Below are 23,369 nucleotides of genomic sequence, written 5' to 3' on the forward strand. Positions count from 1 at the left end.
GACAATGAGCACAGCTGACAAGGCCCAGAACAAGGCTGACGACCTCGCCGGTAAGGCGAAGGAGAAGTTCGGCGAGGCCACCGACGACCAGGACCTGAAGAACGAGGGCAAGGGCGATCAGATCAAGTCCAACCTCAAGGACGCGGGCGAGAAGGTCAAGGACGCCTTCCGCAGCTGATCAGTCTTCGGTTCACCGTCGAGCGGGTGTGCGCCTCATCGGGCGCCGCCCGCTCGGCCGTCTGTGGGGCGCGCGGAAATCCGTCGTCCGGGCTGAGGCGTTTCCACGAGGCTCAGTGTTCGATCTTGCCCAGGATGTCGCGCAGCGTCCGCAGATCGTCGGGGGGTAGGGCGGCGACCGAGTCCGGCGCGGGATCCGGCGTCGCCAGGGCCTGCGCGAGTACGGCGCGCCCGGCCATGGTGATGGAGACCAGTTTCTGGCGCCGGTTGGTGGGATCGACCTCCCGCACGACGTAACCCAACTCCTCGAGCTGATTGACCGCGACCGTGGCGGCGGGGGCGTCGATGGCCGCCGCGTACGCCAGCTCCTTGACGGTCATCGGCCCGTTCCGCAGCCGGCGCAGCACGCGAATTCGGCCGAACGACAAACCCGTTCGCTCGCTCGCGGCACGCCGCCACGGGTCGCGGGAGTACATCACGAGGCGGGTGAGCATGGCCCATACCTCGTCGGGGTTCGGGGAGTCATCCGGCATGGGTGGGCACTTTCTGTTCCAGCAGTGGGGCCACGCGGTCACTGGATCGCTTGGCCCACGGGGTGTTCGCGGCTATGCCGAGTATGGCGACACCGGCAGTCAGCACCGCGATCACCCACCACAGCCCCGCGCCGGTCAGTGCGCCGCACAGTGCGACACCGATGCTCGTGCCGACCTGGCGGCTGGTCGAGGCGACCGAGGACGCCGCGCCCGCCCGATCCAGCGGCATGCCGCTGACCGCCGTGGTGGTGATCGGCGCGTTGACCATGCCGAAACCGACTCCGAAGATCGCGAACATGATCACCAACACCCACACCGGGGTCTGCGGGTCGAGCGTGCTGAGCAGCACGGCGGCGACGGTCATCGCCACACCCGCCGCGATCAGTGACGGCCGGGTGCCGTACCTGCCGACGAGCCGCCCGGACAGTGGCGAGAAGACCACCACGGCGACCGCCATCGCCAGATAGAGCAGACCGGTGTGCACGGCCGAATAGTGCCGCACCGTCTGGAGATACAGCGAGTTGCTGAACAGGAACGCGCCGAGCGCGGCGAAGGAGAAGACGGCGATCACCGTCGCCGAGCTGAACGGCACACTGCGGAAGAAGCGCAGATCGATGAAGGGGTCGACGCGGCGCGACTCGTAGTAGACGAACGCCGCCAGCGCGATCGCCGAGACCACGAAGATCGCCGGCTGCCGCTCGATCAGCCCGAAGACCGTGGCGAACAAGAACACCACCGCCAGCACCTGCCCGACCGGGTCGATGCCGCGCACCGTCGCCGACTTCGATTCCGGCACAAAGACAGTCGTGAGCACCAGCGCGAGCGCGCAGATCGGCAAATTGATCCAGAACACCGACTGCCAGCCGAGCGTGTCGATCAGCACGCCGCCGACGGTCGGGCCCAGCGCCATCGAGATGCCGACCACCGCGCCCCAAACCCCCACCGCGCGAGCACGTTCCACTCGACCGGTGAACACGGTGGTGATGATCGACATGGCCACCGGGTTGAGCATCGAGCCGCCGATCGCCTGCACGAACCGGGCCGCGATCAAGACCTCGATGGACGGGGCGAGGCTGCACAGCAGCGAGCCGAGCGCGAAAGTGACCAGGCCGATGCGGAACACCCTGCGCCGCCCGAAACGGTCCGCCGCCGCGCCGGCCAGCATCAGCAGGCTGGCCAGCGTGAGCGTGTAGACGTCGACGATCCACTGCAACCGGGACAGCGGCGCGTCCAGATCGGCCTTGATGGTCGGGATCGCGACATTCACGATCGTCGCGTCCATCGACACGATCAGCAGGCTCAGGCAGCAGGTGGCCAGCACGAGCGTCTTGCGCCGCGCGGTCATCTCCTCGACAGTTGTGATCACACAATTATTGTGTAGTCACAACTGTTCCGGATGCAAGGGCTGTGAGCGGCGTCGCAGCGCAGAGGTTGGCATGCTGGGCAGGTGATCTCGGAGACGGAAGCGCTGTTCCTCGGCGGACGTTCGGGTGTCGGCAAGAGCAGGGTCGGCCTCGCGGTGCACGCACTGCTGTCCGGCGCCAAGGTGCGGCACGCACTGATCGAGGGCGACAACCTCGACCTGGCCTACCCGCCGACCTGGGAACACGGCCTCGCCGAACAGAACCTGGCAGCGATGTGGCAGAACTACCGCGCCCTCGGCTACCGCCGGCTCGTCTATACGAATACCGCGTCCGTGCTGCCGGAGGTCATGGGCGAGCTCTCGGCCGCGATGGGCGACACCCCCACCATCACCGCAGTACTGCTGACCTGCGACGACCACACCGCCCGGGCCCGACTTGCGCACCGCGAGAACGGCATCGAACTGGCCAGGCACATCGAACGCAGCATCGCCATGTCACTCGAACTCTCCGCCGCAGTGCCGGACTGGGTGCACGTCGTCGACACGACCGACCGCACACCCGAGGACATCGCGGCCGCCGTCGTCGCTTTGACCGGGTGGGGAACCGGTCATCCGGCAGCGACATAGCCGCTGCCCTACCCTGACTACGGTTCGTCGGTGTGATCTAGGGAGTCTCGGTGGGTGCTGCGCTTGTCAAGGGGGAGAACGGGTCGCTGGCGCAGTCGCGGGTGGTGGTATCGGCGCGGAGTGCGGCGGCCATCGAGGTGTCGGCATTGCTGGTGACGGCGGCGGGCACGGTGCGTTCGGATGCGGACTTCGTGTTCTTCAATCAACCCGCTGCGCCCGGTGTGCTGTTGGCGGCTGCGGCGCTGGAGGTTTCGTTCGCCGACCTGCCCGCGGCGATCGAGCAGCTGCGGGTGGTGATCACGCTGGACGATCCCGGCGCTGCCTTCGGCGAGTTCGCCCCGCCGGTGGCGACGGTGGCCGGTCCGTCCGGAAATGTGTTGTACGAGTACCGGATCGACGGTCTTGCCAGTGAGTCCGTGGTCATCGCGCTCGAGCTGTACCGGCGCGGTGCCGAGTGGAAGGTTCGGGCAGTGGGGCAGGGGTACGCGGGCGGATTCGCGGAGCTCGTCATCGATCACGGTGTGCACGTGGACGATGCACCCGCACCGGCCGAAGTACCTCTCGCCGCAGCGGAGCTCGACGTGCGTACCGTGCCGGGCGAGGCGGCGCTGTCGTTCGAGAAGCGCGGCCAGCTAGATATGCGCAAGCGCGCTGTCGCCAAGGTGCTGGTCGACAACGGCGCCTGGGGGATTCGCGCACGCGTCGTGCTGGTGATCGACAAGACCGGCAGCATGCAGAAGCAATACCGCAATCAGGTGGTGCACCGCGTGGTGCAGCGGATGATCCCGGTGGCGACCCAACTGGACGACAACGGCGCACTGGAGGCGTACCTGTACGCCCTCTCGTTCGCCAAGCTGCCCGACATCACCGTCGCGCAGGCCGACGAGTGGGCACAGACCTACCTGCACCTCGGCGGCACCCACGCGGGCATCGACTACGACGGAATCGGCGGCCGCAACGACGAATTGCCGGTGATGCGCGACATCATCGCCTCGCTGCGCCCCGGCGACGGACCGACGCTCGTCCTGTTCTTCACCGATGGCGGCTTCGCGAACAAGCGCGACATCAGCGCGCTGATGCGCGAAGCATCGCACCTGCCTGCCTTCTGGCAGTTCATCGGTCTCGGCCGGGCCAACTACGGCCTGCTCCGCTCACTGGACGAGCTGACCGGCCGAATCGTCGACAACGCAGGCTTTTTCGCGCTCGACGACATCGATCGGGTCGACGACGGCGAGTTGTACGCACGGCTGCTCGGCGAGTTCCCGGCGTGGTTGCGGGCGGCCAGGGAAGCGGGCGTCCTGCGCTGAAGCACCGTCAGTGCTCGGGCAGCTGCTTCTTCGCCCACTCGGCCCACTCCTTGTTCATCACGAAGAAGCGTTCCCCCCATTCCAGCGCGATGCGGCCGTTTCTGGAGAAGTCGTTGTCCTCCCAGTCGATCGTCTCTTTGAGCGCGATCAGGTCGGCGTGACTGCGGTCGGCCCAGGTCTCGACGTCGGTCAGGTACGCCTCGGCTCTGTCGCGCGGTATGACGCCGAGGAAGAAGACGCGGAGCAGCAGCTCGTTGCGGTTCGTCTGCTTCGGCGCGGTCTCGGTGAGCCAGTGTCGTAAGGCCGCCAGGCCCGCCTCGGTGATGGTGTATTCCTTGCGGCCGCGCGGACCTTCCTCCGACACGTTGATCAGCTCGGCCTCGGCGAGCTTGGTGAGCTCGGTATAGATCTGGCTCTGCGTCGCGGTCCAGATGTTGGCCAGCGAGTGCTTGAACCGATAGATCAGGTCGTAACCGCTGGCAGGGCGGTCGGCCAGCAGGCCGAGCACGGCGTACCGAAGGCTCATGTGGGTCACTCTACATTCCATTCTTGACAGGTCGGATCGGCAGCATCTAGTTTCGACATGTCAAAACTGGAATGTCGAGCGACGAGGAGCTATCGGACATGTCGTATCTGCGGACGTTCGCCCCCTGGATCGTCTACGCCGTGGTCCCCGCCGCGCACTGGCAATGGGCCGCGCTGGGCGCGCTGCTGCTGTCGCTGTTAGAGGTGGCCAGGCAACTCCGGGCCGGCCGTACCCTCGACGCCTTGATCATCGATCTCGGATCGCTGGTCTTCTTCGCGGCGTTGACGGTGCTCGCCTTCGCCGATCCGGATACCGCGTTGCACCCCTACAGCCCCGCACTGTCCTCCGGTGTGCTCGCGCTGATCGCGGGCGTCTCGCTGGCATTGCGCAAACCCTTCACCCTCGGCATCGCGAAACAAACTGCCCCGCAGGAACTCTGGGAGCACCCCGGGTTCGTCCGCACCGCCTACGTGCTCACCGCGGTGTGGGCGGCGAGCTTCACCATCGGCTGCGTCGTGCTGATCGCGCTCGCTCATGCCGACTCGACGCTGCGGACCATCGCGCAGGTACTGGCCTTCGTGGTGCCCGCGGTGTTCACGATCCGCTACGTCGCCTACATCCAGTCCAAGGCCCCCGCCGCCGCTCGACCCTGATCAGATCGGTTGTCTCCCATGACTACATCCGTGCCACACCTCACCGGCAACTACGCGCCCGTCACCGATGAGCTCACCGCATACGACCTGCCGGTTACCGGACAGCTTCCGCCCGGACTCACCGGCTGGTATCTGCGCAACGGCCCGAATCCGCATGCGGCCGCCTCGCACCACTGGTTCGCCGGTGACGGCATGGTGCACGGCGTACGGATCGAGAACGGCCGGGCAGTCTCCTACCGCAATCGCTGGGTCCGCACCACCACCTTCACCGACGCCGCGCCCATCTACGGCGAGTTCGGTAACCACGATTTGACCGCCGGTGTCGCCAACACCCACGTCATCCGGCACGCGGGTCGCACGCTGGCGCTGGTCGAGTCGTCGCTGCCGTACGAACTGACCTGCGACTTGGACACCGTCGGCGCTTACGATTTCGACGGCAGGCTGCACACCGCGATGACCGCGCACCCCAAGACCTGCCCGGTCACCGGCGAGCTGCACTTCTTCGGCTACGAACTCACCAACCCGCCGTTCCTGACTTATCACCGTGCCGACGCCGACGGCAATCTCCAGCTCAGCCGTCCGATCGAGGTGCCGGCCCCGACGATGCAGCACGACTTCAACCTCACCGCTGAGCACGTCGTATTCATGGATCTACCCGTCGTTTTCGACGTGGCGGAGGCCGTCGCCCGCACGGGCATGCCGTTCCGCTGGAGCGACAGTTACCAGGCGCGCCTCGGTGTGCTCCGGCGCGACGATCCGCACGGCGAGGTGCGCTGGTTCCCGATCGAACCCTGCTACGTCTTCCACACGCTCAACGCCTACGACGAGCCGGGCAAGATCGTGCTGTACGTGATGCGCTATCCGCAGCTGTGGCGCACCGGATCGCACACCTTCGACAAGTCGACCCTCTGGCGGTGGACCATCGATCTGGCCGCGGGCACCGTCGCCGAGGAGCAACTCGACGATCGGGTCGCCGAATTTCCGCGGGTGGACGATCGTCTGGTCGGGTTGAACGCGCGGTTCGGTCATACCGCGGTAGCCGACGATTCCGGCGCGCTACTGCGCTACGACCTGCACACGGGCAGCAGCACGGCGCACGAGTTCGGCCCGGGACGAACCCCCGGCGAGGCGGTCTTCGCGCCCGCCGACGAGAACCCGGGCGGCGACGGCTATCTCATGACCTTCGTCTACGACGCCGCGACCGACCGCAGCGATCTGACCATCCTGGACGCCACCGACCTGGCCGCGGCACCGGTCGCCACCATCCACCTGCCGCAGCGGGTCCCGTTCGGGTTCCACGGAAGTTGGTTGGCGGACCACTAGGCCGTAGGGGTGCGGGCGGGAGTCAGCCGATGACGGCGTTCATGATGGTGCCCGCGCTGGTGGCGACGACACCACCGATCATGGCCCCCGCCACCATCTTCGGGGAATCGAGGCCGCCGCCGGTCCACTTCTCCCACGCGAACTTGCCGCCCGCGTAAATGATGGCGACGATGCCGGCCAGGAGAACGAACCAGGTGAAGTAGCGGACCAGTTGAAGGAACTTGTCGGAGACCGGCGGAGCCTCGGGGCTGGGGTTGCCGATCTGAGCAAGCAGTGTGTCGTGCACGGCGAGCAGGATCATCGTGGTCAGCTCATTCTGGATTCGGGACAGGGCAGGATTCGCTGTCTGCGATGGTATCGGTTTGTTCGCTGCAATGCAGTCGGGTCGGTGCGCCGGAGTGAAGTTCGCCGTACCAGGGCACTTGCCGGGGTTGCTGAAGCTCGGGATGATGGGTGGAGCGGGGGTTGAACAACTTTCGCGCGGCAGCTCGGCGGCACCAAAGTTGTAGTGGAGCGTAGGGAGTAGACGGTGAGCATCATTCTGGCGTCGGTCGGGGAGACTTTCACGACATTGGCGCAGGTCAGCAACCCGACCCCGGAACCGCCGCCCTTGTCGGACAAGCTCTTACAGATGGTTCGCTACCTCACCTGGTTCGCGCTGTTGTCGGGCATCCTGGCCATCATCTTCGCGGGCGGCAAGTTCGCCTGGGAGAAGTGGCAGGGTGGCGCGCTGCAGTCGCCGAAGATGATCGCGGGAGCCATGATCGGCGGTGTCGTCGCCACCAGCGCGGGCACCATCATGAACGCCGTGCTGGGCACCTGAGCCGCTGGTGGCAAACATTTAGCTATACTCCTGCGCGATCGCTGGCCATGTCCGACCGGATCGGAAGCAGGGGAAAACCTATGGGCGAAGGCGGACTGTCGCGTCGGAGCGTGCTGGGGCTGGCGGCGACCGTGGCGGCGGGGTTGTCGGCGTGCGGCCGGTCCGACGACGCGCCCTCGGGGCCGGACACCGCTGCGCCCAGTGCCGCCGAGTCGATCGCCAAGGACGCCTACATCTTCGGCTTCCCGCTGGTCCTGATGGACATCACCAGGGCGGCGGCCGAGGCGACGACGCCCGCCAATCGGTTCCAGCACGCCGCCGCGCTGCCGACTCCCGCGCGGCGAGATGTGGTGCGGCTCAACCTGGATACGCTGTACTCGGTCGCGTGGCTCGATCTGCGGGCCGAGCCGATCGTGTTGCGGGTGCCCGCCATGGACGGCGGCCGGTACTGGCTGATGCAGCTGCTCGACGCGTGGACGAACACCGTGCACAACCCGAGCAGCGTTCGGCCGCAGGCGAAGCCGGGATCGTCGGGCACTTACGCCATCGTCGGGCCGAATTGGTCCGGCACCCTGCCCGACGATGTCACGCCGCTGCTCGTACCAACGCCGACGGTGTGGTTGATCGGCCGGATCCAGGTGAACGGTCCGCCGGACCTGCCTGCCGTGCACGCGATTCAGCAACAGTTGCAACTGATGCCGCTGAGCGACTGGACAGCGCGCCGTCCGGTCGCGCCACTTTCCCCTGTGCCCCAAGCGGATTCGGCGCCACCCGCGAAGCAGGTCGCCGAGATGGATGCGCGAACCTTCTTCGATCGGATGTGCGCGGTATTGGCCACCAACCCGCCCGCACCCGACGACGCCCCCGCGATGAAACGCTTCGCCACGATCGGGATCGCGCCGGGCGGCAAGGTCGTCGGACTCACCGACCACGAACTGTCCTCGGCGGTGCACACCGCGCGACAACAGATCCCGGTCTACCTCGATCCGAAAGCGGTGCACGAGAACGGCTGGACCTTCGATCCCGCCATCGGCACCTACGGCACCAACTATCTCCAGCGCGCCGCCATCGCGTGGAAAGGGCTCGGCGCCAATCTGGCCGAGGACGCCATCTATCCGACGCTGTTCGCCACGGCGGACAGCGCAGGCCGGTTCCGCCTGCACTTCCCGGCCGGGCAGACACCGCCGGTCGACGCGTTCTGGTCGCTGACCGCCTACGACGCCGACAGCTACCTGATGTCCAACCCCGCCGGGATCTACGCGATCGGCCACCAAATTCCGGTGGTGCCCAACCCGGACGGCTCCGTCGATCTCGCGGTCCAACACACAGACCCGGGTCCGAGTGTCCCGGTGGGCAACTGGCTACCCATACCGGAATCGGGACCGTTCTCCCTCACCCTGCGGCTGTACGCACCGAAAGCCGAAGCGATCCAGGGACGTTGGCAGCCACCACCGCTGCTGCCGGTGCCGTGAGGTCGAGTCGTACGCATCGCGTCCGGTGCTCGCGGATGGGCCGCAGCTCCGCGACTCGCTCCCGCTGTTCGTCGGTGCCGAGTAGCCGAAACCGAGATCGCGCCGAATCGGTTGATGCGCGGGATAACAGTTAGGACCCAGAAGTTCCTAATCGGCTCGTAGCGTGGAGTCATGACCAATTCGATGAATACCGTTACGTCCCAGACCCTTTCGTCTGACCTGGTGGACAGCTACCGCAGCCGGGGTTACGTGCGTATCCCGAGCGTGCTCAGCGCCGACGAGGTGGCGCAGTTCCGCGCCGACGCGCAGGAGCAACTGGAGCGGCACCAGAAAATCTCCTGGGACACGCCGGACGAAGGCAACGTGATGGACTGGGTTGCCGAACCGGAGGTCAAGAGCGCGGTCATGCGCAAGCTCGCGCTGCACCCCGGCATCACCGGGATAGCGGAGCGGCTCGCCGGGCGGCCGCTGCGGATGTTCAAGAGCGAGTTGCTGCGCAAGCGAACCACCGGCGGAACGCGAACACCGCTGCACATCGATGCCCCGGCTTTTCCGATCGCCGGATCGGCGTTGACGGCGTGGGTGGCGCTCGTCGATGTGCCGGTCGAGCGTGGCTGCCTGACCTTTATCCCCGGGTCCCACGAACTGCCGCAAGGCGACGACGCCTCGTTCGTGGACCCGTTCGACGCGCACCCGGAGCTGCGCTGGTGGCCGCAGGTCACCGTGCCGCTGCGCGCGGGTGATTGCACGTTCCACGACGCCAGGCTGGTACATATGGCCGGAGCCAACGAAACCGATACGGCCCGAATAAGTTTGGCGACGGTGTATATGGATGCCGCGGCAACGTACAACCCCGCTCCGGCGAGTGCGGAGCCGACGTATCAGGACGAGGTGCTCGGGATCGAGCCCGGACAAACGTTCGACACCGACCGCTATCCGCTGGTCGGCTAACTGCCCCGAACGAGACGAACGCCGTCCGTGCGCATCCGGTGTGCGGGCGGCGTTCCAGTCTGTCGAAACTGCTGGTTTTGTTAGGAACGATCCTGTCCTAAGGGCTCAATACCGTTGTATTCATGACAAACACACCGGAGAGCGTCCGCCCCTTCCGCATCGACATCCCGCAGGCTCAGCTCGACGACCTGCACGCGCGGTTGGCGAACACCCGCTGGCCCGCCGAGCTGCCGGGCGTGGGCTGGAGCCGAGGCGTACCGGTCGGCTATCTGAAAGACCTCGCCGAGTACTGGCGCGCCGAATTCGACTGGCGGGCACAGGAGTCGCTGCTGAACGAGCATCCGCAGTTCACCACCGAGATAGACGGGCAGCACCTCCACTTCCTGCATGTTCGCTCGCCCGAACCGGACGCGAGGCCTTTGCTGCTGCTGCACGGCTGGCCGGGCGGGGTGACCGACTTCCTCGACGTGATCGGCCCGCTGTCGAATCCTCGGGCGCACGGCGGTGATCCGGCCGACGCCTTCCACCTGGTGATTCCGTCGCTGCCCGGCTTCGGCTTCTCGATTCCCTTGGCCGGTCCCGGCATGAACGCGGCGAAGATGGCGGCGGTGTGCGCGAAGCTGATGGCCCGTCTCGGCTACGACCGTTACGGGGTGCACGGCTACGACACCGGCTCGTGGGTCGCCCCGCAGGTCGGTCAGCAGGATCCGGATAGCGTTGTCGGCGTCCATGTCAACGCGATGATCACCTTCCCGATGGGCGTCGAAGGGGAGATGGACGGGCTCAGCGAGGTCGAGCAACAGCGTTGGCAGCGCATGCAGAACTTCAACGATGCTTACCTGCAATGCAATTCGAAGCGCCCGCAGACGGTGGCGTTCGGGCTGAACGATTCCCCGGTCGGCCAGCTGGCTTGGATGGTGGAGATATTCCAGGAGCTGACCATGCCCGAGGATGGTCTGCCCGAGGACGCTATCGATCGGGAGCGCATGCTGCTCGACGTTTCGCTGTACTGGCTGACCGGGACCGCGGGTTCGGCGGCGCAGATCTACTACGAGGAGATCTCCGCCAACGACTGGGGTACCGCCGACTGGTCGGCAGCAGAGGGAGTCGAACTATCGGCAGGCGAGTGGGGCACCGCGGCGACCGGCCAAGAGTCCGAAGGCGAGTGGGGCGCCGGACAAGGCGATGACAGCGCGGGCTGGGCGACCGCAGCACGCTCAACGGTGCCGACCGGTGTACTCGTCTCCGCCCACGACGTGACCATTCGCTCCTGGGCCGAGCGCGATCACCACATCGTGCACTGGACCGAACTCGGCCGCGGCGGACATTTCCTCGCCATGGAGGAACCGCAAGCCGTGGTAGATGACCTGAGGGTCTTCTTCCGGAAGCTCGCCTGAGATGGCCGCCCGCGAGCCGTTGCGGCGAACCCGGTCCGACGTGCTGAGCTCGCGGGCACTCAACCGCGCCTTGCTCGAACGCCAACTGCTGTTGCGGCGGGCCAACCTTTCCGTCGCAGCCGCAGCCGAGCGGGTGCTCGGCCTCAACGCCCAGGATCCGAACCTGCCGTACCTGGCGCTGTGGAACAGGCTGGCAGACTTCGCCATCGGCGACCTCACCGCCGCGATCGTGGACCGCACCCTGGTGCGCTCCACGATGATGCGCGCCACCCAGCATCTGATGTCGGTGCCGGACTTCCGGCTGGTCCGGCCGCTGCTCGCGCCGCTGCTGCGCCGGGTGCAGCGCAACGCTTTCGGGCGTCGCACCGAGGGCATCGACCTCGACATGTTGGTCGCCGACGCCACCGCACTGCTGGCCGGTGGACAGGTATTGACCAGGCCCGAACTCGGCAGACTGCTGGCAGCGCAACGGCCCGGCGCGGACCCGTCCGCCCTTGGGTGGACTGCGCAGTACCTGGTGCCGGTGGTACACCCGGCACCGAGCGGCACCTGGAACGTCCGCGGCGCAACGCCGTTCGCCGGCACCGAGTGGATCGGAATACCCTCGGCGGCAACGGAAGCGGACCGGCGGCACTTGGTCCGGCGCTACCTCGCCGCCTTCGGTCCCGCGACCGCCGCCGACGCGCGGGCCTGGTCGGGGGTGGGCGGCCTGCGTGCGGTGTTCGAACAGCTGCGACCCGAGTTGCGTAGCTACACCGATGAATCCGGCAGGGAACTGTTCGACCTCCCGGACGCACCGCGGCCCGACGCGGACTTACCCGCTCCGGTGCGGTTACTACCGGAGTTCGACGCGACCTTGCTCGCCCATGCCGATCGGGCCCGGATCATGACCAAGGAGGTGCGCGCCCAGGTCTGCGTCGGGGCTGGCGTCGCCGCGACGGTGCTCGTCGACGGAACGGTCGCCGCGATCTGGACTCGCACGCGGATCGACGACACCGAGGTGCTGACGGTCCGCCCCCTGCGTCCACTGGCCGCGACGGACCGCGCGGAAATCGAAGCCGAGGCGCACAACCTCCTGGGCTTCGCGACGCCGGCGGGCACCCATCGCGACGTTCGGCTGCTGCCGTGGCGAATCAAGTAAACGGGTTTTACTAAACGCTGTTCACAAACCCCGGTTCTGTGGTTCCATCATCTCTGGAACGTGTTCCACACAATGTCGTGAGGTCTGCAGCCCAGACCGGTAGGAGTTAGCCGTGACCGTGACCACGCCCTCGATTCCCGCGGGATTCGACTTCACCGACCCCGACGTGCTCGCCAGTCGACTTCCCGTACAGGAGTTCGCCGAGCTGCGCCGCACCGCGCCCGTGTGGTGGTGCGCGCAGTCCGGCCGGGCCAGCGGCTTCGACGACGGCGGCTACTGGGTGGTCTCCAAGCTCGACCACATCAAGGAGATCTCGAAGCACCCGGAGCTGTTCTCCTCGCACGAGAACGGTTCCATCATCCGGTTCAACGAGGACGTCACCCCGGAGCAGATCGGCATGCTCAGCGACATGCTGCTGATCAACCTCGATCCGCCCAAGCACACCAAGGTGCGGCGCATCATCTCCAAGGGCTTCACGCCGCGCGCGATCGAGAACCTGCGCGCCGCGCTCACCGAGCGGGCGGCCAAGATCGTGCACGAGGCGAAGAAGTCCGGCGGCGGCGACTTCGTCGAGCAGGTCGCCTGCGAGCTGCCGTTGCAGGCCATCGCCGAGCTCATCGGTATCCCGCAGGAGGACCGCAAGAAGATCTTCGACTGGTCCAACCAGATGATCTCCTACGACGACCCCGAATTCGAGGGCGATCACCAGGTCGCGACGGCCGAGGTGATGGGCTACGCCTGGAACATGGCCGAGGACCGCCGCAAGTGTCCGGCCGACGACATCGTCACCCAGTTGGTCAACGCCGACATCGACGGCGAGGGCCTGGCCTCGGATGAGTTCGCCTTCTTCGTCATCCTGCTCTCGGTGGCCGGCAACGAGACCACCCGCAACTCGATCACCCACGGCATGAAGGCGTTCGTGGACAACCCGGACCAGTGGGAGCTGTACAAGGCGCAACGCCCGCGCACCGCCCCGGACGAGATCGTCCGTTGGGCCACCCCGGTGAATGCTTTCCAGCGCACTGCGACTCAGGATCTGGAGCTCGGCGGCCAGCAGATCAAGAAGGGCCAGCGGCTCGGACTGTTCTACGGCTCGGCCAACTTCGACGAGGAAGCGTTCCAGGATCCGTTCAGCTTCGACGTGCTGCGTAATCCCAACCCGCACGTCGGTTTCGGCGGCACCGGCACCCACTACTGCGTCGGTGCCAACCTGGCCCGGCTGCAGATCGACCTGATGTTCAACGCCATCGCCGACGCGATGCCGAACCTGCGCCAGGTCGCCGAACCGGTGCGGCTGCGTTCAGGCTGGCTGAACGGAATCAAGCGATGGGATGTCGAATATGCCTGAACTGGCCGAATACGCTTGAATGACAGGATGAGTAACCCCAAACCCCGGGGCCGCTCGCCGATCGTGACCGACGCCGAGATCCGGCGGGTGGCCAGGACGCTGCTTGTCGAACAAGGACAAGCCGCGGTGAGCCTGCGCGCGATCGCGCGTGCGCTGGGTATCACCGCCCCCGCGCTGTACCGCTACTACGGGTCGCTGGACGACCTGTTGGAGCGGCTGCGCCTGGAGTTCTGCGCCGATCTCGCCGACGAGCTGTCCGCCGAGATCGCGGCGCTGCCCGACGACGGCGTGGTCCAGTTCTTCGCCATCTGCAAGGGATTTCGGCGCTGGGCGCTGGCGCACACCAGGGAGTTCACCCTGGTGTTCGCCTCGCCCGGCGGCGGCGAGGCCCGCGCGCTGCGCCGCTTCTCCGAACCGTTCGGGCGGATCTTCCTCGCCGCGGCGGGCAGGCTACTGGCCAACTACGCCATCGTGACGCCGCCGACCGACGTCATCCCGCCGGAGCTGCGTGAGGACCTGGTGCACTTCCAGACCGAGCTGCTCGCGGCGCTCTCGGAGACCGGGCAGAAGTTCCCGGCGGAGAAGCTCGATCTGGGCGTGATGTATCTGATGATCCAGATGTGGGCCCGCCTGTACGGCCACGTCACGCTCGAGGTCTTCGGCAACTACCCGATCCCGCTGTCCAACCCGGAGATCCTGTTCGACGCGATGCTGGTCGACCTCGGCCGCACCGCAGGCCTGCTCACCGAGTGAGCTCAGATGCGGGCGCCCTTGGCGCGATTGCAGGCGCGGCACAGGATTTGCAGGTTGGTGGCGCTGGTGGCGCCGCCGCGGCTGAGCGGGATGATGTGGTCGAACTCTAGGTAGTGGCTGTCGCCGCACTCGACGCACTTGCCGCCGTCGCGCTGCCACACTTCGGCTTTCACCTCCTGCGGGATGCTGCGGGTGTCGCGCTGGCCCGGGGTGAGGATCAGTCGTTTGGCCACCCGTAGCGCGCCCTCCAGCGCGGCCGCGACGTAGTCCGGGTCGGCGACGGTGAAGGTGGCACCGCCGCGCGACGACGTGGCCGCGAGCACCACCGAGTCCTGCTCGGCGTGCACGGAAACGACACGGGTCCATGGCAATTCGGTGCCGGTGCCGTGGCCGACGAAGCGCAGCTTCTTGTTGCTGACGATCATCCTGCCCTCGGTGAGTCGCGGCCCGCGAGCCAGTTGGCGGACGTGCACCGCGGGTAGATCCAGATGGACCTTCTCCTCGGGATCCAGATGCAGGCCAGGGGTTCGCATCACGGGTAGATCGCCGCCGCGCAGCCGGGACAGCGTGTGCCCCCGATGCATTCGCCGCCGCAGGTCCTCGACGAGCGGTCCGGTCAGCGCCAGTTCGGTGACGGCGTGCTCGAACGCCGCCAACTCGTCGTGCTCGACCTCGCCGTCGGCGAAGGTGAAGGTGACCAACCGCTCCACATAGCTGAGCGCCACGTCGCGCAAGGCCTCGCGGCCCGCCTGCTCCTCGATGCGCTGATAGCGCAGCGACGCCCACAGCGCCGCCCACTCGGGGCCGCGCGGGCCGTGACCGGTGAGCACCCGCCACGCCTGGGTGTGCCAGTGCGTCAGGAACTCCTCGATCTCGGCCGCGCAGAACTGGCACGGTGCGAGACCGCCGAACAGCTTGCGGCGCCGCAGGTTTGCGCACCGCGCGCAGTGCCGGTCGCTCGGCTGGTGGCGCCGGTGGGTGGCGGTGGTCCACTCGGTCCCGTCCCACCAGCGCAGGCGCGCCGGGTCCTCGGGATCCGGATGCCAGTCGGCGAGTTCGGGGTTCGGTGGCGGGGCGGGCGCGGGCGGCGGGTCGGCGAGGCGGCGGGCCAGGTCGACCGGTCGTGCGTACGGCGAGCGGGTGGGTGGCTGGTCGAGTAGATCCGTCTGCCGCATGCGTGGATTCGTCGGTGCCTGCGCCGCGTCGAGTGTGTCCGTGGGCATGTGCTCCAACGCCGGGGAGGTCGGTTCCGCCGAGGGGTGGTCAGCACCGAACGGGTGCGCCTCGCGTGGTGATCGGCCGCCGCCGAACGGGTTCGCCGGGTGCGTGGTTCGCCGTTCGTCGGCCGGATCATCGACGCTGACACCGAATTCCGTGACCAGCCCGGCCAGCCCGGTGGACCAACCCTGCGCGATGGCACGGAACCGCCACTGGCCATCCCTGCGATAGAACTCCCCGAACATCAGCGCGGTGACCGGATCGGCGTCCTCGATCGCGAACTCCGTCATCGGCCCGTGCGCGTCGTGAATGGTGAGGGTCAGACCGCGGATGTCGCCGAAGGTGCCCTCGTCGAGCGACCCGGCGAGCACGATCCGGGCCACGTCCGGCTCGGTGCGCGGCAGCGAAACGCTCAGCCGGGCCGTCTGCGGGGCGGGCTCCTGATCCAGCGTCACCGCCTGGGAAACATGTCGGGGGGCGTTGTAGAACACCAGATCCCGATCGGTGCGCACGGTCCCGGATTCGCCGAGCAAAAGGGCATGCGCGTCTACCGCATGCGCCGACCGCCACGAAACAACCACGGCAAGAAGGGATGTCGGTACCGCTGCATTAGCGCCTTTGCTGAGTTTCATCGTGCTCGAACTATGCCACGACCCTCCGACACGCCGACTCCGCCGACCCCTCCACTCGGCGGGCCGTGGCCCGTATCCAGGGGTTCTTCCCCGCCGTCGATGGGGTTTCGGGTCAGCTCGGAAGAATTCGCTCAGCGACTGACGCGGTCGGTCGCCGCGCGCAAGGTGGCGGCGGCCTTGAGCACCATCTCGTGGTACTCATCCTCGGCCTCGGAGTCGAGCACGATGGCGCCGCCCGCCCCGATCCGCCAGTGTCCGTCATAGCGCACGGCGGTCCGGATCACGATGTTGAGATCGGCGGTGCCGCCGAGCCCGAGAAATCCGATGGTGCCCGAATAGATGCCGCGTGCTTCGGTTTCCAGCTCGTCGATGATCTCCATGGTGCGCAGTTTCGGCGCACCGGTCATCGAGCCGCCGGGGAAGCACGCGCGCAGGCAGTCGATCACGCCGACGCCGGGGCGCAGTGTGCCGCGCACCGTGGAAACCAGTTGGTGCATGGTCATATACGACTCGATGGCCATCAGCTTCGGCACGTGCACACTGCCGATCTCGCAGACGCGGCCGAGGTCGTTGCGCAACAGGTCGACGATCATCAGGTTCTCGGCCCTGGTTTTCGGGCTGTCGGCCAGTTCGCGAGCCAGCCGCTCGTCCTCGGCGGGGGTGGCGCCGCGCGGGGCGGTGCCCTTGATCGGCTTGCTCTCCACCGTGCGGCTCCGGTCGATCTTCAGGAAGCGTTCCGGTGACGAGCAGGCGACCTCGAGATCGTCGAACCGCAGATACGCCGCGTACGGCGCCGGATTGCAGCGGCGCAGCGTGCGGTAGAAGTCGAGGCCGTCGTCCTCGGCGGCGGGCACGGTGGCGCCGTCGGTGAGGCAGATTTCGTAGGACTCGCCCGCGAGCAGCCGCTCCCGGCAGACCGCGATGTCGGCGAGGTAGCGCTCGCGGCCGCGGGTCAGCAGCGGTTCGACGGTGTCGCCGTCCGACGGTACCTCGAGCGTGGGCGGATTCGCCCAGGTCGGCAGGGTTTCCAGGGTTTCGCCGGTGTCGCGGAGCCAGTCGGCGCCCGCGCGCAGCGAGTCCGCGGTCGAATCCGTCAGGGAGAGCAGGTGGGTGCGGCCGCCGACGTGATCGACGACCACGATCCGGTCGGCGAAGATCCACTGCGCGTCCGGCGTCGGTGCCCGGTGGGCGGCCTGGCCGCCGCAGTCGGCCTTCACCTCGTAGCCAAGGTATCCGACGTACCCGCCCGCGAAATCGAAGGGCAGATCGGGAAGTTCGAGCCTGCGCAGCCGCAACTCGGCGGCCAGATAGTCGAGCACGCCACCGGCGACGACGCGGCGATGGCCGTCGGAGGACTCGACGGTCACCTCGCCCGTGCCGACCCGGTAGCGCACCACCTCCGCCAGCGGTCCGCTCGCGTCGCCCAGGAAGGAGAACCGATCCAGGCCCGGCTCGACGTGCTCGCTGTCGAGCCAGAATGCGGTGGGGGAGTTGCCGTACAGCCGCACGAACGCACTCTCGGTATCGATCGCGCGCTCGAGCACAGCGTGCTGGAGTTGCCAGTGCCGCGGCGGGCCGCCGTAGCGATCCAGGATGTCGGGTCGCGCCGGACCGGCGGCGAGGTTGCTTCCCATGGCGCCGAATTGCTCAACCAGCGCCGGGAACTGCTCATGGGACAGGGTGGATTGTGTTGTCTCCGAGAGTGTTCGGGCGGCGCTGGGCTGCGGGACGGTGACCGGCCGCAGCCGCATCGTCACCGGCTCCGCTCGCGCGCTCGGGTTCCATCCGGTGGCCCGCGCCCGATGTGCCGCAGTCAGTTCCGCGAAGTTGCGCAACAGCGCGGCACCGAATTCGCTCGCGATCGACTCGGGATGGAACTGCACGCCCCACTGCGGCCGACTGCGATGACGCACCCCCATGATCTCCCCGTCGGCGGCCACCGCGGTGATCTCCAGGCTGTCCGGCAGCGGCCGCTGGGCGCTCAGCGAGTGGTAGCGCACGGCGGTGAAAGCCTGGGGGAGCCCGGCGAACAGGTCGCGGTCGTCGTGTTCGATCCGGTCGAGGTATCCGTGCCGCGCGGCAGGCGCGGCGGCGACGAGCCCGCCCGCGGCGACCACGATGCCCTGATGGCCGAGGCACACGCCGAGCAGTGGCAGATCCGTCGCGCCGATCACCGCCGCCGAGATGCCGACATCGCGGGCGACGTCCGGGCGGCCCGGTCCCGGCGAGACGACGATGTTGTCGAATCGGGCCAGTTCCAGCTCGCCGGCCTCGTCGTTGCGCACGACAGTCGGCTCGATGCCGTTCACCTCGCTGATCAGCTGATACAGGTTATAGGTGAACGAGTCGTAATTGTCGATCAACAACGTGCGCATGGTGCCCGAAACCCTACGCCGCCCAGGTTGCGGCCAACTGTTGTCATATGCCGTCAGTTCGGCTCGGCCCGTGGTGCACAATGTTGGACATGTCTGTTGCGCAACCCGTCGGCGTGGACCGCGAACTCGTCGACTTCGCCCTCGTCGGCAAGTGGATGGATGAGCAGGGCCTGCCCGCAGGCGAATTCGAGGATGTGACCTCGCTCGGCGGTGGCACGCAGAACGTGATGCTGCGGTTCGGCCGCGGTGGTCAGGACTACGTGCTGCGCCGCGGCCCGAAGCATCTGCGCGCGAAGAGCAACGAGGTGATCCGGCGCGAGGCTCGGCTGCTCGGCGCGATCAACGGCACCGATGTGCGCGCGCCGCGGGTGATCGCCGCCTGTCCGGACGACTCGGTGATCGGTGCGGTGTTCTATCTGATGGAGCCGATCGTCGGCTTCAATCCGGCCAACGAGCTGCCCGAGTTGCACGCGGGCGACCCGGCCGTCCGCAAGGAGATGGGGCTGTCCGCGGTCGAGGCCATCGCCCGGCTCGGTGCGCTCGACTATCAGGCCCTCGGGCTGTCCGACTACGGCAAGCCCGACGGCTTCCTGGAACGCCAGGTGCCGCGCTGGCTCGGCGAACTCGAGTCGTACTCGGCCAACGAGGGCTATCCCGGCCCGGAGATTCCCGGTGTCGAGCGGACCGGCGAGTGGCTGGACCGCAACCGGCCCGCGCAGTGGACCCCGGGCATCCTGCACGGCGACTGCCATCTGGCGAACATGATGTTCGCCTTCGACGGCCCGCAGGTCGCGGCGATGGTCGACTGGGAGATGTCCACCATCGGCGATCCGCTGCTCGATCTGGGGTGGCAGATCGCCACCCGGCCGGAGCCGGGCACCACCGGCGCCGCGCTGGTCGGCAAGCTCGGGGCCGCGGGCGGGCTGCCGACTCCGGACGAGATGGTCGCCCACTACGGGCAATTCTCCGATCGCGATCTCAGCGCCGTGCCCTGGTACACCGTGCTCGCCTGCTTCAAGCTCGGCATCGTGCTGGAGGGCACGCATGCCCGCGCGTTCGCCGGTAAGGCGCCCAAGAAGGTCGGCGACTTCCTGCACGCCATCACGTTGGAGCTGTTCGAGCGCGCGCACCGCCTGATGGAGTGATTGTCGGGATGTTGCCGAGACTTGGCTGAATATCTATGGTTGACGATATTCAGCCAATATATCTTTGGCGCATGCCGATCGTTCCTGATGTGAAGAACTGGACCTGGGTGGTCGAACGTGCTTGTCCCGATTGCGGTTTCGACCCCGACGCGATCAGCTACGAAGATGTGCCTGCCTTGGTGCGCGAGAGTGCGGCGCGGTTCGCCGAGGTGCTCGACCGTCCCGATGTCCGGGTGCGCCCGGACGACGCCACCTGGTCCCCGCTCGAGTACGGCGCACACGTCCGCGACGTGTGCCGGCTCTTCGATACCCGCCTCAATCTGATCCTGCTCGGCGCGGCCGACGGCACGGTGCCGCGGTTCGCGAACTGGGATCAGGACGAGACCGCGGTGGCTGACCGTTATGACAAGCAGGATCCCGCGCAGGTCTCCGCCGAACTGGCCGTGGCCGCCGAGGCGGTCGCGCGTTCCTTCGAATCCGTGCCGCCGGCCGCGCGCGACCTGCGTGGTGAGCGCAGCGACGGCGCTGTCTTCACGGTGGAGTCGTTCGCGCGCTACTTCATCCACGATCTGGTCCACCACGTACACGACGTGCGCTGCTGATATTCGTCCCAGGACTAGAACGTGTTCCGAACCCTCGGCCACCGGTCCCGTTGAAATTTCGACCCGGTACTAGAACGCGTTCCACTTTTCTCGTAGTGTGGGTGCAGTCACATATAAGCACGTGCATGCGAGAGGGTCGACAGGAATGAAGACGAAGGGCGCGATCCTGTGGGGGATCGACCAACCGTGGTCGGTGGAAGAGATCGAGGTCGGCGATCCGGTCTCCGGTGAGGTGCAGATCCGGCTGGAGACAGCGGGCATGTGTCATTCGGACCATCACATCGTGACCGGCGCGACGCCGATGCCCGCCTATCCGGTGATGGGCGGGCACGAGGGCGCGGGCGTGATCACCAAGCTCGGGCCCAACTGCCCCGCCGACCTGCAGGTGGGCGACCACGTCATCCTGTCGTTCATCCCCGCCTGCGGGCGCTGTCCGTCCTGCGTGAGCGGCAATATGGCGCTGTGCGATCTGGGCGCCGGACTGCTGATGGGCCAGGCGATCAGCGACGGCACCTACCGGATCCAGGCGCGTGGCGAGAACGTCATCCCGATGTGCCTGCTCGGCACCTTCGCGCCGTACATGACGGTGCACCACACCTCGGTGGTGAAGATCGATCCGAGCGTGCCGTTCGAGGTGGCCTGCCTGGTCGGCTGTGGCGTGCCGACCGGCTTCGGCTCGTCCACCCACGTCGCGCAGGTCGCGCCGGGGGAGACCGTGGTGATCGCGGGCATCGGCGGGGTCGGCATGAGCGCGCTGCAGGGCGCGGTGCTCTCCGGCGCGTCGAAAGTCATTGCCATCGACCCGAATCCGTGGAAGCGGGAGCAGGCGCAGAAGTTCGGCGCCACGCACACCTACGAGAGCATGGCCGCCGCGATCATGCCGATCATGGACGTCACCGAGGGGCGGATGGCCGAGAAGGTCATTCTCACCATGGGCGAGATGCACGGCGACTACATCGAAGAGGGCCTGATCCTCACCGCGAAGGCGGGCACCCTCGTCGTCACCTCGATGGGCCGGATGGACGCCGGCGAGGTCAAGATGAACAGCTTCCTGCTCTCGATGTTGCAGAAGACGGTGAAAGGCTGCATCTTCGGCGGTGGCAATGCCCGCCAGGACGCGCCGAACCTGCTCCGGCTGTACAAGGCGGGCCAGCTCAACCTGGACGACATGGTCACCCGCACCTACTCTCTGGAGGAGATCAACCAGGGCTACCAGGACATGCTGGACGGCAAGAACATTCGCGGCATCATCAAGTACACCGAAGCCGACTGGTAACCGAGGTGCTCGTGATCGGGCCGAGCCGGGCGCTCGGCCGGGTCACGAGCGCAGTTCGGCCAGAATGTCGTTCGGGTCGGTGCGCGGCATGTCGTCGATCCGTACATCGATGAATCGGACGGTCCGGCTGCGATCGATGATGAGCGTGGTCGGAATGGGGAGTTCCCACTCGCCCTCGGCGTTGCGGTTTCCGATGGCGTAGCCGCCCAGCTCGATTGCGTCCATGAAGGCTTGGTCTGTGTGGCTGCCGATGCCGAGTGCGCGGGCGACCACGTTGTCGAGGTCGGACAGCAAGGGGAATTCCAGGGAGTTCAGGAACCGGGTGTACGCCGATCCCTCTGGAGTTTGGGGACTGATGCCTATCAGGCGCACGCCGCTGGCGGCCAGTTCGGGCAGCAGTTCGTGCTGATACCGGGTCAGGGCTTCGGCGCAGGGCAGTGACCAGGCACCTCGGTAGAAGACAAGGACGGCGAAGCTGTTCGCGGCGACCTCGGAGAGTTTCGTCGGCTCGCCCGCCTCGTCGAGCAGCGTGAAGTCGGGGAGGGTGTAGCCGGCGCGCACCGAGTTCGCCGTCACGATCGCGGCGCTGCGAATGTGGGTATTGGCGAGCTCGGCTTGCAGCTCGTCGAGCTCGGCCATCATGCGCCGCATCTTCCCGAATTCATGTGACATCAAAAAACCTGTTTCCCCGGCTCTGCCGATCGATATCGAGACGTTGGTCATCATGCCGCGCGGCCGAGGTTGCGGCGAACAGATTTTCGGACGTATCGGTCAGCGGCGGGTGGCGAGGGTGGTCGCGATCTCTGCGATGAGGTCGTAGGGAATGGGCTTGGTCAGTGGGAATTTCAGGGTTCCCTTGCCCGCTCGATACGGTTCGACGGCGCGGTTGAACGCTTTGTCACCGTCGGGGATGGGGTAGAGGCTGATGTGCTTTTTCCAACCGGCGAAGTGGACGGTGTTGTGGCCGTTCACCTTGAAGGTGGGGATGTCGTAGCTGATCGCCTCCGTCGCGTCCGGCAGTGCGCGCTGGATGGTCTGCCGGATTTCCTCGAGAATGCCGCGCACGTCCTCGGGAAACGTGGCGATGTATGCGTCGATGGTTGCTGGCTGCTCTGCCACGAGGTCCCTCGATTCCGTGAGCGGGTATCGATCGAATCGCTGAAGATGGGTCGAGCATCGTCAGTGTAGGCAGGCTGCGCCTTCGGTTACAGATCCTTGCGGTACCAGCACTCCGCATACATCTCGTCGTTGTGCGGTGTCGACTCTGTGTATCCCAGCCGGGCATACATCGCCCTGGCCTCCACCAGATCACGGCGCGTATCGAGGACTATCCGTGCGGCACCGAGACCGCGGGCTGCTTGCTCGGCGGCGTCGATGAGAATGACGCCGCCGCCCTTCCCCCGCATATCCGTGCGCAGGAACACACGCTTCAACTCGGCGGTCGCGGTGTCCAGGAGGCGGACGCCCGCCGTGCCGACGGGTTCACCGCCATACCGGGCAACCAGCAGTACGCCACTGGGCGGCGACAATTCGGTCCACGTCGTCGCCGCGATCTCGCGTTCGAGTTCCGCCGGGTCGGTCGCGTGGCCTTCGTGCAATTGATACCAGCGGTCACTGACCTCGGTGTAATACGCACGCCACAGCTCGGTGGCCGCAGGGGAGTCGAAGGGTTCGGGGTCGACGGTCCAGTTGCCCACTGTCCCGGACCCCTGGCGGGTGGCAGACAT

At 67.0% G+C, this 23,369-nt stretch carries 24 protein-coding genes; 15 read left to right on the forward strand and 9 right to left on the reverse strand.

The window, feature by feature from the left end; all coding sequences use genetic code 11:
- Positions 1-4 precede the first annotated feature (4 nt).
- Positions 5-178 (forward strand): CsbD family protein, encoded by a 174-nt coding sequence (locus DMB37_RS31020; protein ID WP_107654970.1) that lies wholly within the window; start codon positions 5-7, stop codon positions 176-178.
- A gap of 112 nt (positions 179-290) precedes the next feature.
- Here the strand turns inward: DMB37_RS31020 and DMB37_RS31025 are convergent, their stop codons facing one another.
- On the reverse strand, positions 291-710 hold the full coding sequence (locus DMB37_RS31025) for a MarR family winged helix-turn-helix transcriptional regulator (protein ID WP_135235708.1): 420 nt from the start codon (positions 708-710) through the stop codon (positions 291-293).
- A complete protein-coding gene (locus DMB37_RS31030) occupies positions 700-2,076 on the reverse strand; it encodes an MFS transporter (RefSeq protein ID WP_370465235.1) in 1,377 nt (458 codons plus the stop codon). The genes DMB37_RS31025 and DMB37_RS31030 overlap by 11 nt, the downstream gene beginning before the upstream one ends.
- A gap of 81 nt (positions 2,077-2,157) precedes the next feature.
- On the opposite strand from DMB37_RS31030, the gene DMB37_RS31035 reads away from it, so the two are divergent.
- A complete protein-coding gene (locus tag DMB37_RS31035) occupies positions 2,158-2,700 on the forward strand; it encodes an ATPase (protein WP_206055046.1) in 543 nt (180 codons plus the stop codon).
- A 50-nt stretch (positions 2,701-2,750) separates the two neighbouring features.
- Complete coding sequence (locus tag DMB37_RS31040) at positions 2,751-4,007, forward strand: VWA domain-containing protein (RefSeq protein WP_135235709.1); 1,257 nt, start codon at positions 2,751-2,753, stop codon at positions 4,005-4,007.
- 7 nt (positions 4,008-4,014) lie between these two features.
- Here DMB37_RS31040 and DMB37_RS31045 read toward each other — a convergent pair whose 3' ends face one another.
- Entirely contained in the window at positions 4,015-4,533 is a 519-nt protein-coding gene (locus DMB37_RS31045) for a PadR family transcriptional regulator (RefSeq protein WP_135235710.1), read from the reverse strand.
- A 98-nt stretch (positions 4,534-4,631) separates the two neighbouring features.
- Between DMB37_RS31045 and DMB37_RS31050 the strand changes: the two genes are divergently transcribed.
- On the forward strand, positions 4,632-5,186 hold the full coding sequence (locus tag DMB37_RS31050) for a hypothetical protein (RefSeq protein ID WP_135235711.1): 555 nt from the start codon (positions 4,632-4,634) through the stop codon (positions 5,184-5,186).
- A gap of 18 nt (positions 5,187-5,204) precedes the next feature.
- Positions 5,205-6,509: a carotenoid oxygenase family protein gene (locus DMB37_RS31055; protein ID WP_135235712.1), complete on the forward strand. Its 1,305-nt coding sequence runs from the start codon at positions 5,205-5,207 to the stop codon at positions 6,507-6,509.
- Between the two features lie 22 nt (positions 6,510-6,531).
- Here the strand turns inward: DMB37_RS31055 and DMB37_RS31060 are convergent, their stop codons facing one another.
- On the reverse strand, positions 6,532-6,810 hold the full coding sequence (locus tag DMB37_RS31060; protein ID WP_107654974.1) for a hypothetical protein: 279 nt from the start codon (positions 6,808-6,810) through the stop codon (positions 6,532-6,534).
- Positions 6,811-7,038: 228 nt separating this feature from the next.
- Between DMB37_RS31060 and DMB37_RS31065 the strand changes: the two genes are divergently transcribed.
- From DMB37_RS31065 to DMB37_RS31095, 7 genes are all read left to right on the forward strand, one after another.
- The gene (locus DMB37_RS31065; protein WP_135235713.1) at positions 7,039-7,332 is read left to right on the forward strand and encodes a hypothetical protein; all 294 of its coding nucleotides are present in this window, start codon (positions 7,039-7,041) and stop codon (positions 7,330-7,332) included.
- Between the two features lie 80 nt (positions 7,333-7,412).
- Positions 7,413-8,804 carry a DUF1254 domain-containing protein gene (locus DMB37_RS31070; protein ID WP_135235714.1) on the forward strand — a complete coding sequence of 464 codons (1,392 nt, stop codon included), beginning with the start codon at positions 7,413-7,415 and terminating at the stop codon, positions 8,802-8,804.
- A 171-nt stretch (positions 8,805-8,975) separates the two neighbouring features.
- On the forward strand, positions 8,976-9,755 hold the full coding sequence (locus DMB37_RS31075; protein ID WP_135235715.1) for a phytanoyl-CoA dioxygenase family protein: 780 nt from the start codon (positions 8,976-8,978) through the stop codon (positions 9,753-9,755).
- Positions 9,756-9,877: 122 nt separating this feature from the next.
- Positions 9,878-11,152, forward strand: coding sequence for an epoxide hydrolase family protein (locus tag DMB37_RS31080; RefSeq protein ID WP_135235716.1), 1,275 nt, complete (start codon positions 9,878-9,880; stop codon positions 11,150-11,152).
- A gap of 1 nt (position 11,153) precedes the next feature.
- On the forward strand, positions 11,154-12,293 hold the full coding sequence (locus DMB37_RS31085) for a winged helix DNA-binding domain-containing protein (protein ID WP_135235717.1): 1,140 nt from the start codon (positions 11,154-11,156) through the stop codon (positions 12,291-12,293).
- A 118-nt stretch (positions 12,294-12,411) separates the two neighbouring features.
- Positions 12,412-13,641 (forward strand): cytochrome P450, encoded by a 1,230-nt coding sequence (locus DMB37_RS31090; protein ID WP_135237927.1) that lies wholly within the window; start codon positions 12,412-12,414, stop codon positions 13,639-13,641.
- A gap of 27 nt (positions 13,642-13,668) precedes the next feature.
- Positions 13,669-14,394 carry a TetR/AcrR family transcriptional regulator gene (locus DMB37_RS31095; protein ID WP_135235718.1) on the forward strand — a complete coding sequence of 242 codons (726 nt, stop codon included), beginning with the start codon at positions 13,669-13,671 and terminating at the stop codon, positions 14,392-14,394.
- 2 nt (positions 14,395-14,396) lie between these two features.
- Here DMB37_RS31095 and DMB37_RS31100 read toward each other — a convergent pair whose 3' ends face one another.
- Positions 14,397-16,193: a TerD family protein gene (locus DMB37_RS31100; RefSeq protein WP_240771735.1), complete on the reverse strand. Its 1,797-nt coding sequence runs from the start codon at positions 16,191-16,193 to the stop codon at positions 14,397-14,399.
- Positions 16,194-16,375: 182 nt separating this feature from the next.
- On the reverse strand, positions 16,376-18,619 hold the full coding sequence (gene pabB / locus DMB37_RS31105; RefSeq protein WP_135235720.1) for an aminodeoxychorismate synthase component I: 2,244 nt from the start codon (positions 18,617-18,619) through the stop codon (positions 16,376-16,378).
- Positions 18,620-18,699: 80 nt separating this feature from the next.
- Here pabB and DMB37_RS31110 point away from each other — a divergent pair, with 80 nt between their 5' ends.
- From DMB37_RS31110 to DMB37_RS31120, 3 genes are all read left to right on the forward strand, one after another.
- Positions 18,700-19,764 carry a phosphotransferase family protein gene (locus tag DMB37_RS31110; RefSeq protein WP_135235721.1) on the forward strand — a complete coding sequence of 355 codons (1,065 nt, stop codon included), beginning with the start codon at positions 18,700-18,702 and terminating at the stop codon, positions 19,762-19,764.
- 71 nt (positions 19,765-19,835) lie between these two features.
- Positions 19,836-20,366, forward strand: coding sequence for a DinB family protein (locus DMB37_RS31115; RefSeq protein ID WP_135235722.1), 531 nt, complete (start codon positions 19,836-19,838; stop codon positions 20,364-20,366).
- 145 nt (positions 20,367-20,511) lie between these two features.
- Positions 20,512-21,642 carry an NDMA-dependent alcohol dehydrogenase gene (locus DMB37_RS31120; protein ID WP_135235723.1) on the forward strand — a complete coding sequence of 377 codons (1,131 nt, stop codon included), beginning with the start codon at positions 20,512-20,514 and terminating at the stop codon, positions 21,640-21,642.
- Between the two features lie 42 nt (positions 21,643-21,684).
- Here DMB37_RS31120 and DMB37_RS31125 read toward each other — a convergent pair whose 3' ends face one another.
- The 3 genes from DMB37_RS31125 to DMB37_RS31135 form a co-directional block, all read right to left on the reverse strand.
- Positions 21,685-22,314 (reverse strand): peroxiredoxin-like family protein, encoded by a 630-nt coding sequence (locus tag DMB37_RS31125; RefSeq protein ID WP_167768998.1) that lies wholly within the window; start codon positions 22,312-22,314, stop codon positions 21,685-21,687.
- 99 nt (positions 22,315-22,413) lie between these two features.
- The gene (locus tag DMB37_RS31130) at positions 22,414-22,761 is read right to left on the reverse strand and encodes an iron chaperone (protein ID WP_135235725.1); all 348 of its coding nucleotides are present in this window, start codon (positions 22,759-22,761) and stop codon (positions 22,414-22,416) included.
- Between the two features lie 86 nt (positions 22,762-22,847).
- Complete coding sequence (locus tag DMB37_RS31135; protein ID WP_135235726.1) at positions 22,848-23,369, reverse strand: GNAT family N-acetyltransferase; 522 nt, start codon at positions 23,367-23,369, stop codon at positions 22,848-22,850.

The sequence above is a fragment of the Nocardia sp. CS682 genome (genome assembly GCF_004634405.1).
Taxonomy (GTDB): domain Bacteria; phylum Actinomycetota; class Actinomycetes; order Mycobacteriales; family Mycobacteriaceae; genus Nocardia; species Nocardia ninae.

Coding starts and splice junctions, on each gene's coding strand:
- DMB37_RS31110 (WP_135235721.1), top strand. CDS start 18,700: ATGTTGGACATGTCTGTTGCGCAACCCGTCGGCGTGGACCGCGAACTC.
- DMB37_RS31070 (WP_135235714.1), top strand. CDS start 7,413: ATGGGCGAAGGCGGACTGTCGCGTCGGAGCGTGCTGGGGCTGGCGGCG.
- DMB37_RS31050 (WP_135235711.1), top strand. CDS start 4,632: ATGTCGTATCTGCGGACGTTCGCCCCCTGGATCGTCTACGCCGTGGTC.
- DMB37_RS31045 (WP_135235710.1), bottom strand. CDS start 4,533: ATGAGCCTTCGGTACGCCGTGCTCGGCCTGCTGGCCGACCGCCCTGCC.
- DMB37_RS31135 (WP_135235726.1), bottom strand. CDS start 23,369: ATGTCTGCCACCCGCCAGGGGTCCGGGACAGTGGGCAACTGGACCGTC.
- DMB37_RS31080 (WP_135235716.1), top strand. CDS start 9,878: ATGACAAACACACCGGAGAGCGTCCGCCCCTTCCGCATCGACATCCCG.
- DMB37_RS31060 (WP_107654974.1), bottom strand. CDS start 6,810: ATGATCCTGCTCGCCGTGCACGACACACTGCTTGCTCAGATCGGCAAC.
- DMB37_RS31125 (WP_167768998.1), bottom strand. CDS start 22,314: ATGTCACATGAATTCGGGAAGATGCGGCGCATGATGGCCGAGCTCGAC.
- pabB (WP_135235720.1), bottom strand. CDS start 18,619: ATGCGCACGTTGTTGATCGACAATTACGACTCGTTCACCTATAACCTG.
- DMB37_RS31095 (WP_135235718.1), top strand. CDS start 13,669: ATGAGTAACCCCAAACCCCGGGGCCGCTCGCCGATCGTGACCGACGCC.
- DMB37_RS31115 (WP_135235722.1), top strand. CDS start 19,836: ATGCCGATCGTTCCTGATGTGAAGAACTGGACCTGGGTGGTCGAACGT.
- DMB37_RS31085 (WP_135235717.1), top strand. CDS start 11,154: ATGGCCGCCCGCGAGCCGTTGCGGCGAACCCGGTCCGACGTGCTGAGC.
- DMB37_RS31020 (WP_107654970.1), top strand. CDS start 5: ATGAGCACAGCTGACAAGGCCCAGAACAAGGCTGACGACCTCGCCGGT.
- DMB37_RS31075 (WP_135235715.1), top strand. CDS start 8,976: ATGACCAATTCGATGAATACCGTTACGTCCCAGACCCTTTCGTCTGAC.
- DMB37_RS31120 (WP_135235723.1), top strand. CDS start 20,512: ATGAAGACGAAGGGCGCGATCCTGTGGGGGATCGACCAACCGTGGTCG.
- DMB37_RS31055 (WP_135235712.1), top strand. CDS start 5,205: ATGACTACATCCGTGCCACACCTCACCGGCAACTACGCGCCCGTCACC.
- DMB37_RS31025 (WP_135235708.1), bottom strand. CDS start 710: ATGCCGGATGACTCCCCGAACCCCGACGAGGTATGGGCCATGCTCACC.